Source organism: Mycobacterium sp. 1245111.1 (assembly GCF_001673405.1).
Taxonomy (GTDB): domain Bacteria; phylum Actinomycetota; class Actinomycetes; order Mycobacteriales; family Mycobacteriaceae; genus Mycobacterium.
In genome coordinates, this window is the sequence record NZ_LZLV01000096.1 from 35,019 (window position 1) to 47,579 (window position 12,561).

12 protein-coding genes are annotated in these 12,561 nt (G+C 66.5%); 5 read left to right on the top strand and 7 right to left on the bottom strand.

Annotated elements, in window-relative coordinates; all coding sequences use genetic code 11:
- Positions 1-114: 114 nt before the first annotated feature.
- From A5658_RS14015 to rfbA, 4 genes are read left to right on the top strand one after another with little or no spacing between them, the layout of a single operon-like run.
- Positions 115-1,440, top strand: coding sequence for a UDP-glucose/GDP-mannose dehydrogenase family protein (locus A5658_RS14015; RefSeq protein ID WP_067335790.1), 1,326 nt, complete (start codon positions 115-117; stop codon positions 1,438-1,440).
- Between the two features lie 4 nt (positions 1,441-1,444).
- On the top strand, positions 1,445-2,200 hold the full coding sequence (locus A5658_RS14020; protein ID WP_067335793.1) for a maleylpyruvate isomerase family mycothiol-dependent enzyme: 756 nt from the start codon (positions 1,445-1,447) through the stop codon (positions 2,198-2,200).
- Between the two features lie 24 nt (positions 2,201-2,224).
- On the top strand, positions 2,225-2,593 hold the full coding sequence (locus A5658_RS14025) for a nuclear transport factor 2 family protein (RefSeq protein WP_067335797.1): 369 nt from the start codon (positions 2,225-2,227) through the stop codon (positions 2,591-2,593).
- A gap of 10 nt (positions 2,594-2,603) precedes the next feature.
- A complete protein-coding gene (gene rfbA, locus A5658_RS14030) occupies positions 2,604-3,470 on the top strand; it encodes a glucose-1-phosphate thymidylyltransferase RfbA (RefSeq protein ID WP_067335800.1) in 867 nt (288 codons plus the stop codon).
- Between the two features lie 3 nt (positions 3,471-3,473).
- Here rfbA and A5658_RS14035 read toward each other — a convergent pair whose 3' ends face one another.
- From A5658_RS14035 to A5658_RS14065, 7 genes are all read right to left on the bottom strand, one after another.
- Positions 3,474-4,694 (bottom strand): PPE family protein, encoded by a 1,221-nt coding sequence (locus tag A5658_RS14035; RefSeq protein WP_067335901.1) that lies wholly within the window; start codon positions 4,692-4,694, stop codon positions 3,474-3,476.
- A gap of 428 nt (positions 4,695-5,122) precedes the next feature.
- Positions 5,123-6,415 (bottom strand): pyridoxal phosphate-dependent aminotransferase, encoded by a 1,293-nt coding sequence (locus A5658_RS14040; protein WP_067335904.1) that lies wholly within the window; start codon positions 6,413-6,415, stop codon positions 5,123-5,125.
- Positions 6,416-6,443: 28 nt separating this feature from the next.
- Positions 6,444-9,332 carry a (Fe-S)-binding protein gene (locus A5658_RS14045; RefSeq protein WP_067335803.1) on the bottom strand — a complete coding sequence of 963 codons (2,889 nt, stop codon included), beginning with the start codon at positions 9,330-9,332 and terminating at the stop codon, positions 6,444-6,446.
- Between the two features lie 201 nt (positions 9,333-9,533).
- Complete coding sequence (locus A5658_RS14050) at positions 9,534-9,941, bottom strand: hypothetical protein (protein ID WP_067335806.1); 408 nt, start codon at positions 9,939-9,941, stop codon at positions 9,534-9,536.
- Between the two features lie 2 nt (positions 9,942-9,943).
- On the bottom strand, positions 9,944-10,360 hold the full coding sequence (locus A5658_RS14055) for a hypothetical protein (protein ID WP_067335809.1): 417 nt from the start codon (positions 10,358-10,360) through the stop codon (positions 9,944-9,946).
- A gap of 49 nt (positions 10,361-10,409) precedes the next feature.
- Positions 10,410-10,913, bottom strand: coding sequence for a hypothetical protein (locus A5658_RS14060; protein WP_067335813.1), 504 nt, complete (start codon positions 10,911-10,913; stop codon positions 10,410-10,412).
- Between the two features lie 14 nt (positions 10,914-10,927).
- Positions 10,928-11,857 (bottom strand): LLM class F420-dependent oxidoreductase, encoded by a 930-nt coding sequence (locus A5658_RS14065; protein WP_067335907.1) that lies wholly within the window; start codon positions 11,855-11,857, stop codon positions 10,928-10,930.
- A 70-nt stretch (positions 11,858-11,927) separates the two neighbouring features.
- Between A5658_RS14065 and A5658_RS14070 the strand changes: the two genes are divergently transcribed.
- Positions 11,928-12,542 carry a dihydrofolate reductase family protein gene (locus A5658_RS14070; RefSeq protein WP_067335817.1) on the top strand — a complete coding sequence of 205 codons (615 nt, stop codon included), beginning with the start codon at positions 11,928-11,930 and terminating at the stop codon, positions 12,540-12,542.
- Positions 12,543-12,561 lie beyond the last annotated feature (19 nt).

The following is a 12,561-nucleotide window of genomic DNA, read 5'->3' on the forward strand; positions in this document are numbered from 1 at the left end:
ACCGCTTGTCTGGCCTGCGTTTTTAACGCTCGACACGAAACCGTCACCTGACGTTTGACCCCCGCTCAGAAGAGCGATGCCGTTAGCTCATTGCAGCGACTTACACACGGGTGTATGAGGTGCACCGTTTTTGGTACGGGTTATCTGGGTGCTACCCACGCCGCGGGGATGGCCGAACTAGGGCACGAGGTCGTCGGTGTAGACATCGATCCCGGTAAGGTCGCCAAGCTGGCCGCCGGTGATGTTCCATTTTACGAGCCGGGCCTGCGAAAGATGTTGCGGGACAACATCGAAGCGGGCCGTCTGCGGTTCACCACGGACTACGACCTGGCCGCCGAGTTCGCCGACTTGCACTTCCTCGGAGTCGGCACTCCGCAGAAGCGCGGCGAATACGGGGCCGACCTGAGCCATGTCCACGCCGTAATCGACACGCTTGCACCGCGTTTGACCCGGCCGTCGGTGATCGTCGGAAAGTCCACCGTCCCGGTCGGGACCGCCGCGGAGCTGGTCGGGCGGGCGCGGGCGGCGGCACGTCCCGGTGTGGACGTCGAAGTGGCGTGGAACCCGGAATTTCTGCGCGAAGGGTTCGCGATTCACGACACCCTGCACCCCGACCGCATTGTGCTTGGCGTGCAAGATGGTTCGACGCGTGCCGAGGCCGCGATCCGCGAGATGTACGCCCCGATGCTCGACGAGGGGGTGCCCTTTCTGGTCACGGACCTGCAGACCGCCGAATTGGTGAAGGTCTCCGCGAATGCCTTCCTGGCGACCAAGATCTCGTTCATCAACGCGATCTCCGAGGTGTGCGAGGCCGCCGGCGCCGATGTGAAGCTGCTGGCGGATGCGCTTGGCCACGACCCGCGGATCGGACGCCGATTCCTCAACGCCGGCTTGGGTTTTGGTGGCGGCTGCCTGCCGAAGGACATCCGCGCGTTCATGGCCCGCGCGGGGGAGCTGGGCGCCGACCAGGCGCTCACCTTCCTGCGGGAAGTCGACAACATCAACATGCGGCGGCGCACCCGGATGGTCGAACTCGCGACCAAAGCCTGTGGCGGTTCGCTGTTGGGCGCCAACGTCGCTGTGCTCGGCGCCGCGTTCAAACCCGAATCCGATGATGTGCGCGACTCACCGGCGCTCAACGTCGCGGGCCAGCTTCAGCTCAACGGTGCCGCCGTCAACGTCTACGACCCGAAGGCGCTGGAGAACGCGCAGCGGCTCTTCCCGACGCTGAACTACGCAGTCTCGGTTGAGGAAGCGTGCGATCGGGCCGACGCGGTCCTGGTGCTCACCGAGTGGCCGGAATTCGTCGACCTCGACCCCGACGTGTTGGCCGACCGCGTGCGCTCCCGTGTCGTCGTCGACGGCCGCAACTGCCTCGATGTGCAGCGCTGGCAGCAAGCCGGTTGGCGGGTGCACTGTCTGGGACGCCGCGTAGCCTGACCGCGTGGACTATGCGGTCGAGTTTCTCGAGCAGAACCGCGCCTTCGGCGAGCTGATCCGTGGCGGTGACGCCTCCGCCCCGATCCCGACGTGTCCGGGCTGGAACCTTGACCAGCTGATGCGTCACGTCGGCCGCGGTGACCGCTGGGCCGCGCAGATCGTCGCCGACCGGGTCGACGACTACCTCGATCCGCGGACGGTCCCGAATGGCAAGCCGCCATCCGACCCCGACGCGGCGATCGCCTGGCTGCATGACGGAGCTCAGCGGCTGATCGACGCGATCGACGACGTCGGTGCACAGACCCCGGTGTGGACCTTCCTGGGCTCGCGCCCCGCCTACTGGTGGGCTCGGCGGCGACTGCACGAGGCGACGGTGCATCGCGCCGACGCCGCGCTGGCGCTCACCGTCGACTACTCGCTCGCACCCGAGCTGGCAGCCGACGCCATCAGCGAATGGCTCGAACGGGTCGCGGCCCAGTCTGGCAGCAACGACGCGGCGCCCCCGCTGAACGACGGCCAAACCGTCCATCTGCACGCCGAAGATCCTGGTCTGGGGGCTGCCGGTGAATGGACCATCCGCGCCGACGGAAACCGGATCACGTGGGTACACGGTCACGACAAGGGCGACGTGGCGCTGCGCGGCGAAGCGGTGGATCTGCTGCTGGCAGTCGTGCGGCGAGTTGCCGTCGCCGACACCGGCATCACCGTCTTCGGTGACGCGACGATTTGGCAGAACTGGCTGGACCGCACGCCGTTCTAGACGCACGCGGTACGTTGCTACATCATGACCACATCGGAGATCGCCACCGTCCTGGCCTGGCACGACGCGCTCAACGAGGCCGACACCGACACCCTTTTGGCCCTGTCCAGCGATGACATCGAAGTCGGCGACGCGCGCGGCGCCGCCCAGGGCCACGCCGCGCTGCAGGAGTGGGCAACCGCTCATCCGCGCCGCGCCGAGGTGGGCCGGATCTTCGTCCACGATGGCGTTGTCGTCGTCGAACAGAAGATCGGCGGCCCAGGCGAATCCGGCCAAACCGTCGCGTCGGCTTTCCGCGTGGTGCACGATCACGTGACTTCGGTGTTCCGTCACGACAACTTGGCGGCCGCGCTCACCGCCACGGATCTGACGGACGCTGATCTCGTCGACTGAGGAGTAGTAGATGCGAGGGATCATTCTGGCCGGTGGCGCGGGCACGCGGCTGTATCCGATCACCATGGGTGTCAGCAAGCAGTTGCTGCCGGTCTACGACAAACCGATGATCTACTACCCACTGTCCACGCTAATGATGGCCGGGATACGCGATATCCAGGTGATCACCACCGTTCCCGACGCCGCCGCATTCGAACGACTTCTCGGTGACGGCAGCCAATTTGGCATCAACATCACCTACGCCGTACAAGGCCGTCCCGAGGGTCTGGCCCAGGCATTCGCGATCAGCGCCGGCCATATCGGCAACGACTCGGTGGCTTTGGCGTTGGGCGACAACATCTTCTACGGACCGGGGCTCGGTACCAACCTTCGTCGTCACCAAGAGATAGACGGCGGAGCGATTTTCGCCTATTGGGTGGCCAACCCGTCGGCCTACGGCGTCGTCGACTTCAGCCCGGACGGCATTGCTCTCTCGATCGAAGAGAAGCCGGCGACGCCGAAGTCGAATTTCGCGGTGCCGGGTCTGTACTTCTACGACAACGACGTGGTCGAGATCGCCCGGAACCTAAAACCTTCTGCGCGTGGGGAATACGAGATCACCGACGTCAACCGTACTTACCTCAATCAGGGCCGGCTGACGGTCGACGTGCTCGCCCGCGGCACCGCCTGGCTGGACACCGGGACGTTCGACTCGCTGGCCGACGCGGGTGACTACATTCGGACGCTCGAACGTCGCCAGGGTTTGAAAGTCAGCGTCCCCGAAGAAGTCGCATGGCGGATGGGCTACATCGACGACGCACAGCTGACCCGTCGCGCCGAAACTCTGCTGAAATCCGGCTACGGCACCTATCTGCTGCAGCTACTGGAACGGCGCTGACGCTCAGCCACCTGACAGTGGACGGCCCATGACGGTCAGCCGGTTTCCGTAGCGGGGCCCGTGCCCGAAGCCGCCTTGGCGGGCGGCGGACGCGCCGGGCATGCCGGGCATACCGGCCGGCACGGCTTCGGCACTGCCGCCGGCCGGGCCGACCGCGTTGGTCCAGCCGCCACCGGCAAAGGTGACGCCGCTGTGGTTGGCGACCTGCGCGGTCGCCGTCCACGCCGGCGGAACCGACAGCCGGCCGACCAGTGTGCTGCCCGATGTGTTAACCGAGACGCCCACGTTCGGGACAGCGGCGGGCACCGGCGGCGGTGCAGGCTTGATCATGCTGGTGACGCCGGCGCCACCGGGCGCCGACTCGACGGCTGGGTTCAACGAGTTGATGTCGGCCATACCACTGAAGACGCCCGGCGTGATGATCGCGGGGCTGGTGTATCCGGCTGAGACGAAACCGTTCACGAAGTTGGAGTTCAGAAAGGTTCCGATGGAGTTGCCGTCGGCACCGTCCAGGAAGTCGAGGATCTGGCCAAGAAAACCGAAGTCCTGTGGTGCTGCCGCCGCGGACATCGGCGAGGCGAGTTGCTTCAACGACCCAGGGATCGCCGACGTGATCTGCTGGAGCTGCGACTGCACGCCGGCGCCGGTGCTGGCGCCGTTGGCCTGGGCGACGGCCGAACCCTGCGTCGCCTGCGCGGCGGGGTTGGAGGTCTCCGGCGCCTGGGTGAACGGCTTGACCGCGGACGCGGCCGCAGAGCTTCCGGCGTAGCCGTACATCGCCGCGGCGTCCTGCGCCCACATCTCGGCGTACATCGCCTCGTTGGCGGCGATTGCCGGGGTGTTCTGGCCGACGACGTTGGTCGCGACCAGCATCGCCAGTTGCGCGCGGTTGGCGGCAACTTCCAGAGGGGGAACGGTCATCGCGAATGCGGCCTCGTAGGCGCTGGCGGCGTCCGAGGCCTGGGTCGCGGTCTGCCCGGCCTGCGCCCCGGTCGCGGTCATCCAGGTGATGTAGGGGTCGACGGCGGCGGACATCGTCGCCGATGTCGGGCCGAGCCACTCGTCGTCCAGCACGTCGATCGTCGATTGATACTGGATCGCGGCCGACTCGAGTTCGGCGGCAAGCAGATTCCAGGCCGCCGACGCGGCACGCATCGGTCCCGAGCCGGGCCCGGAATACATTCTGCCAGAGTTGATTTCAGGTGGTAGTGCACCGAAGTCCATGGTCAACGGCCCAAACTCGGAGTCGTTGAAGTACACGATCGGTTGCGGTCGGCCGTTGCTGCGGGCGACTGCGCCTGCGGTGCAACAGAGAACATCGCAACTCTCCTTTCGATGAAAGCTGATCTATCCAGACCCACTGATGCGGGGATTGTCTAAAGCGCTATACGCGCGGGTTACGCGAAAGTTTGCTGGGGCGTCACTGTCGGTCGATCCGACGCACCCCCCGTGATCAGGCCGTGTGCACCGCATCACCACTTCTGTGTGGTCAGCCAACGAGGCATTGGCATAGATGTAACCCATAGTGCGCCTAAGTTTCATCACGGCGCGCGACGAGCGGCCAAATTCATAGAAACTTCAAATTTTGTCGCGGCGTTTCGCACCCCCAGCCAGCACGCTGATTCCGGCAGCCCGGTGCGCCTATCGAGGGGTTACTGGCGGTAGTTGACCAGGAAGTTGCCCAGCCGCTCGATGGCGCGGGACAGATCGCGCGCCCACGGCAATGTGACGATCCGCAGGTGATCCGGTGCTGGCCAGTTGAATCCGGTGCCCTGGGTGACGAGGATCTTTTCCTGCAACAGCAGATCGAGGACCAGCTGCTCGTCGTCGTCGATCTCGTACACCTCCGGGTCGAGCCGCGGGAACGCGTACAGCGCGCCGGCGGGTTTGACGCACGACACCCCGGGGATTTCGTTGAGCTTGGACCACGCGACGTCACGCTGTTCGAGCAGCCGCCCGCCCGGCAGCACCAAGTCGTCGATGCTCTGGTAGCCGCCGAGCGCGACCTGAATTGCGTGCTGCGCCGGAACGTTCGGGCATAGCCGCATATTCGCCAGCAGGTGAATGCCTTCGATGAAGCTGCCGGCGTGGTCCTTGGGTCCGGTGATGGCCAGCCAGCCGGCCCGATACCCGGCGACGCGGTATGCCTTCGAGAGCCCATTGAACGTCAGGCACAACAGGTCTGGTGCCACCGTCGCGAGGTTGATGTGCTCGGCGTCGTCGTAGAGGATCTTGTCGTAGATTTCGTCGGCGAGCAGCAGCAGCTGGTGCTTGCGCGCCAATTCGGCTATCTGCGTGAGGATTTCACGACTGTAGACGGCGCCGGTGGGGTTGTTCGGGTTGATCACGACCAACGCCTTGGTGCGTTCGGTGATCTTCGACTCGATGTCGGCGATATCCGGTTGCCAGCCCTGAGTTTCGTCGCACAGATAATGCACGGGCGTGCCGCCCGCCAGCGATGTCGAGGCGGTCCACAGCGGGTAGTCCGGTGCTGGGATCAGCACCTGATCGCCGTTGTCGAGCAGGGCCTGCAGGGTCAGCGTGATCAGCTCCGAGACCCCGTTGCCCAGGTACACGTCATCGACGTCGAAACGCGGGAAACCCTCGACCAATTCGTAGCGGGTGACCACCGCGCGCCGCGCCGGCAGGATTCCCTTGGAATCCGAGTAGCCCTGCGCGTAGGGCAGCGCCTGGATCATGTCGCGCATGATCACGTCGGGGGCCTCGAAGCCGAACGGCGCGGGGTTGCCGATGTTGAGCTTGAGGATGCGGTGCCCCTCGGCCTCCAGTCGCGCGGCGTGGTCGTGCACTGGCCCGCGGATCTCGTAGAGGACGTCCTGCAGCTTCGATGACTGCGCGAACGTACGCTGCCGCGGCTGATGCCCCGCGCTCTGCCATGGCAGCTGGTGAGTGGTCACATCACCAATGGTGCCATGGTTGTCTATCCAATTAACAATTCTTCCGAGGGTCTGATCAGCGCTTACCTGGTGGACGGGCGCCGCGCGCGATGCCCAGACCCTTGACCGGAGCCGCCGGCGGAGCGTCGTCGGTGCTCTGCGCAGGCTCGGATTTCGGCTCTTCCTTCGCCTCGGATGCGGGCTCGGGCGCGGGCGCCGGGGCTGCGGGAGCGGCCGGGGCAGCGGCCTTCTTGGCGCCGGGCCGCTTGGCTCCGGCCGCGATACCCAGGCCCTTGACCGGCGCGGCCGGCGCCTTGGCCTCGGCGGCCGGCTCGGACTTCGTCTCGGGTTCGGCAGCGGGCGCGGACTGCGTCGCGGCTTCCGGCTTTGCGGCCGTCTTCTTGGCACCGGGCCGCTTGGCCCCACCGGCGATGCCCAACCCCTTGACCGGCGCGGCGGGCGCCTTGGCTTCCGGAGCTTCGGCCGTCGAGGAAGCTTGCGCCGCTTCGGCTTTGGGTGCCGCCTTCTTGGCGCCGGGCCGCTTGGCGCCGCCGGCGATGCCCAGCCCGGTGACCGCCTTGGCCTCGGCCTTGTCCTCGGCCGGCGCAGCCGCCGGTTCCGCGGCCTCCTTGGCCGGGGCGGGCGCGGTGGCAGTCGCTTGGGCCTTGGGGGCGGCCTTCTCGGCCTTTTCCGCACGCTCGGCGGCGGCCTTGGCGGCAGCACCCTTCTCCGGCAACGTGATCGTGCTGCGGTCGAGCGACTCGAGCAGCAACTGCGCCACGTCGCGGACGTCGACGCCTTCGCGTCCAGCCGCCTCCTGGCGGTCGTTGACACCGTCGGTGACCATGACCCGGCAGAACGGGCAGGCGGTGGCGACGGTGGTGGCACCGGTGGCCAGCGCCTCGTCGACGCGGTCGTGGTTGATCCGCTTGCCGATGTGCTCTTCCATCCACATCCGCGCGCCACCGGCACCACAGCAGAAGCTGCGGTCGGCGTGCCGCGGCATCTCGGCCAGCTTTGCGCCGGCCGCGCCGATCAGCTCACGGGGTGCCTCGTAGACCTTGTTGTGCCGGCCCAGGAAGCACGGGTCGTGGTAGGTGACGTCCTCTGACACCGGGCTCACCGGGACCAGCTGCTTGTCGCGCACCAGCCGGTTCAGCAGCTGGGTGTGGTGCAGCACGGTGTAGTTGGCGCCCAGCTGCTTGTACTCGCGGCCCAGTGTGTTGAAGCAGTGCGGGCAGGTGACCACGATCTTGCGGTCGACCGTCTCCACGCCCTCGAACAGATCGTCCAGGCTTTCCTTGGCCTGCGCGGCCAGCTGCTGGAACAGGAACTCGTTGCCGGAGCGGCGGGCCGAGTCGCCGTTGCACGTTTCGCCCGTGCCCAACACCAGATACTTCACCCCGGCGGTGGCCAGCAGTTCGGCGACGGCCTTGGTCGTCTTCTTGGCCTTGTCGTCGTAGGCACCGGCGCAGCCGACCCAGAACAGGTACTCGAAGCCTTCGAAGCTGTCGACGTCTTCGCCGTAGACCGGGACGTCGAAGTCGACCTCGCTGATCCAGTTGGTCCGGTCGGAAGCGTTCTGCCCCCACGGATTTGCTTTGGTCTCAAGGTTTTTGAACAACACCGAGAGTTCTGACGGGAACTCCGACTCCATCATCACCTGGTAGCGGCGCATGTCGACGATGTGGTCGATGTGCTCGATGTCTACCGGGCACTGCTCGACGCAGGCGCCGCAGTTCACGCAGGACCACAGCACGTCGGGGTCGATCACGCCACCCTGTTCGGCGGTGCCGACCAGCGGGCGGGTGGCCTGCTCGGGCCCGGAGCCGACGATGCGGCCGAAGCCGGACTCGGGAACATGATGTTGCTCGTCGTGCTTCTCACCGGTCAGGTCCTCGGTGAGTCCGCCTTCGGGCGTGCTCTGCAGGGGCGACTCCTTCTCGCCGAGGATGTAGGGCGCCTTGGCCATCCAGTGGTCCCGCAGGTCCATGATGACGAGCTTGGGGGACAACGGTTTTCCGGTATTCCACGCCGGACACTGCGACTGGCAGCGTCCGCACTCGGTGCAGGTGGCGAAGTCGAGGTTGCCCTTCCAGGTGAAGTCTTCGATCTTGCCGCGGCCGAAAGTGGCGTCGTCCGGCGGGTTTTCGAAATCGATAGGCTCAGCCTTGCCGTCGACTGCAGCCTCGATCGGCAGCAGCGGGCCCAACCCGTTGGGCAGCCGCTTGAACGTGACGTTGATCGGCGCCAGGAAGATGTGCAGGTGCTTGGAGTGCAGCACGATGAGCAGGAAGGCAAGGGCGACGCCGATGTGAGTCAGCAGTGCGATCGTCTCGATCCACTCGTTGGCCGTCACCCCAAGCGGATGCATCAGCGACCCCATCGCATGCGAGAAGAACGCACCCTCGCCGTACGGGAAGTTTCCGGTGTTGACCGCGGCGCCGCGGAAGATCGCGTAGCTGATGATGACCAGCGAGATCATGAACAGGATGAGCCAGGCACCGCCGGTGTGCGAGCCGTAGAACCGTGACGAGCGGCCGTATTCCTTGGGTTCGGAGCGCAGCCGGATGATCGCGAACGTCGTGATACCGGCCAGCACGGCGAGCGCGATGAAGTCCTGCAGGAATCCCAGCGCGTCCCAGCGCCCGACGATCGGGATGTGGAAGTTCGGCACGAATAGCGTGCCGTACGCCTCGATGTAGACCGTGATGAGGATGAAGAAGCCCCACATCGTGAAGAAGTGCGCGAGGCCCGGAATCGACCATTTCAGCAGCCGGCGCTGCCCGAAGACTTCGGCGATCTGCGTCCAGATCCGGGTGCCGATCGCGTCGGTGCGGCCGCTGACGGGTTGGCCGGACAGGGTGAGTTTGACCAGCCACAGGGCGCGGCGGAGCGCGAGCAAGGCGATGATCGCCGTCCCGCTCAAGCCGACGATCAACCTGATCAGCATCTGCGTGTGCACGAAGCTTCTCCCCAATATTCAGTGTTACTGACCGGTAACTTCGACCATGTTACCCGTCGGTAACTTAACTACCGCACCTGCTCAAGCCGTCTAGGCCTGCTCATAGTGACATTTCCGAAGGCGTCACCGCGACGAAGGATGCCCTAACCTGGCCACCGCTATGCATCCGACCGATCCACGAACGCTGGGTATCGCGCCAGGTTAGAAGTGCGGCACCGGAGGTATCGGGGGGATCGGGGGCATATTGCTGCGCCACCAGTGCCGCCGAGGATGTTGCGGTGTCCAGGACGTGGTGGGCACCGGCTCGATCGTGGTGTCCTCCGAAGGAGAGGTCGTCGTCGGCTCGGTCGTGGACGGGGTCGACGACGTGATGGTGCTCGACGTCGTCGTCGTGGTCCGCGTGGTGTTCGGCGCCGGGGCGCTGCCGCCGTTGCCCCGGGCCAGGATCGCCAGGCCCCAAATGATGCCCGCGATCAGCATCACCACCGTCAGGCCCCAGAGGGCCAGGACCCACCGCTTGAGGTACCACGGGCGTTCGTCAACCCTGAACTGCTCTGTTTCGTCGACGCCCCGCGAGTAATCGTCGTACGGCGATCGGGTGCCATTCACTGCTAGGGCGTCCCGCCGGCGTGGTGGTGGTGATGGTGGTGTTCGTCGACGCTCGTGGTCGTCATCGGCGCGCTGCTGGGCGCTGTGGTGGCCGGCTCCGTCGTCGAGGGCGGGAACGTCATCGTGGTCGTCTCTGGCGGGGCGGCCGGTGCGGTGGTGGTGACCCCAGTGGTCGCCGGTGCCGTCGTCGGCGTCGTCGGTGACGTGGGCGTCTGTTTCGTGCCACCGGTGCCGCCAGTCTGATCGGCGATGAAGTAGATCAGCAGCGCGAGCAGCATCGCGGCGAACAAGACCAGTGCCAGGACGACCACCGGCTTCCGATACCACGGTGTGCCGCGCTCTGGATCCCCCTGGCCGCCGTAGTCGTAGAAGCCGGTCGGCGCTTCGCTGGGGTCGTCTGGAGGTCCGTAGCCCGTCACGTGCGCCGATCCTAGTCTCGGAACCTGTCAGGCCGACAGCGGCTGCTTCTCAGAAATGGTGCGGCAACGTAATTGTCGTGTGCGGCAAGGGAATTGTCGACGGGACATGCAGATGGTGGTGGTGCTGCGGCGGCTCGCCGGGAGCGGGGGAGTTGTTTGCCGGCGGCGGCGCTTCTTCCGGTGTCTGCTGGGGCGTCTCCGGTGGTGGCGCTTCGCCGGTGGTCGACGGGGTGGTCGTCGTCGTTGCGGGCGAGGTGGTCGACGATCCGGTCGATGTGGTCGACGAGTGCGGCGCCGGGATGGGGCTGGTCCCGCCGCCACGCGACAGCTCGACGATGCCGTAGATGATCAGCGTGACCAGGAGCGCGACGATCAGCGTCCACAGCACCAGCAGCACGCGGCTGCGGTACCACGGCCGCGGTGCGGAGTCAGGTTCGGCCTCGCCGGCGGTGGGTCCGAATTCGCCCTCGGGGGCTTGCCGCAGCGAACCGTCGACGTCGTATTCGGCCACCCGTGTCGGCCGATTGCTCGGGTCGTCCGGAAGACCAATCACGCCCCGATGCTACGTCAGAGCTGGCGGTGCACCTCGTCGGCGAAAAGCGCCAGGTGGTCGAGGTCGGACATGTCCAGCACCTGCAGATACACCCGCTGCACGCCGATCTCGGCGTAGGGGCCCAGCTGGTCGACGATCTGGGCGGGTGTGCCGGCCAGCGGCGAATTGGACCGCAGCTCATCGACGTCGCGCCCGATGGCGTCGGCCCGGTTGGCGATCTCGGTCTCGTCGCGTCCGGCGCACACCACGAACGCCGCGGAGTAGGTCATCGAATCGGCGGGTCGGCCGACCGCGTCGACGGCCTCGCGGACCCGGTCCAACTGCGTGGTGATGGTGTCGATCGGCGCGAACGGCACGTTGTACTCGTCGGCGAATGTGGCGGCAAGGCGCGGCGTCCGCTTGGCGCCCGATCCGCCGATGATGATCGGTGGATGCGGCCGCTGCACCGGCTTGGGCAGCGCCGGCGAATCGTTGACGGCGTAGTGCGCCCCCGCGTAGTCGAACGTCTCGCCTGGCGGGGCGGACCACAGGCCGGTGATCAACTCGAGTTGCTCGGTGAGCCGGGCGAAGCGTTCGCGCAGCGGCGGAAATGGGATCGCGTAGGCCAGGTGCTCCGTCTCGAACCATCCGGTGCCGAGCCCGAATTCGACTCGCCCGCCGCTCATTTCGTCGACCTGCGCCACCGCGATCGCCAGCGGGCCGGGGTAGCGGAACGTCGCCGACGTGACCAGCGTGCCCAGCCGGATGGTCGACGTCTCGCGGGCGATACCGCCCAGCGTCACCCATGAGTCGGTCGGGCCGGGCCGCCCGTCGCCGCTCATCGCCAGGTAGTGATCGGAGCGGAAGAATGCGGAGTAGCCAAGCGATTCGGCGGCCTGCGCGACCGCGAGCTGGTCGGTGTAGCTGGCACCCTGCTGCGGTTCGACGAATACCCGAAAGTCCACGAGCGCCACATTAGGCGGCGTTCTTAAGCGGCAGCGATGAGTATCGACCTGCGACCGAGTCTGTCCAGAGGTGAGCAGAACCAATTTGTCGATGTCGATATCGGCCGACGGCTACGTCGCGGGGCCGGGCCAATGCCGGCAGCATCCGCTCGGGATCGGCGGCGAAGCCCTGCACGCCTGGCACCTCGGCCCCGAGAAGGACCACCCGGTCAATCGGCAGGTGATCTCCGAGATGCTCGATGGCATGGGCGCAACGATTATGGGCCGCAACATGTTCGGGCCAATCCGCGGACCGTGGGGTGACTCGGATTGGCAGGGTTGGTGGGGTGAGGAACCGCCGTATCACTGCCCGGTATTCGTGCTGACGCACCACCCGCATGACCCGATCGAGCTGCGGGGTGGCACGACGTTTCACTTCGTCACCGACGGGATCGACGCGGCGTACGCGCAGGCCGAGGCGGCAGCCGGTGGCGCGCCGATCTCGATCGCGGGTGGGGCCTCGTGCGCCCGGCAGGCGATCGCGGCCGGCCGCGTCGACGAGATCGACCTTCAGGTGAACCCGGTCATCCTCGGCTCGGGCGAGCGTCTGCTCGACGGTTTCGAGGCGGGCATGCCCGCGCTCGAACTCGACAGAGTGCTCGAAGCGCCAGGCGTGGTGCACATTCGGTATCGCGTTATGCGATGAGCCGAACCGACCGGCCGCC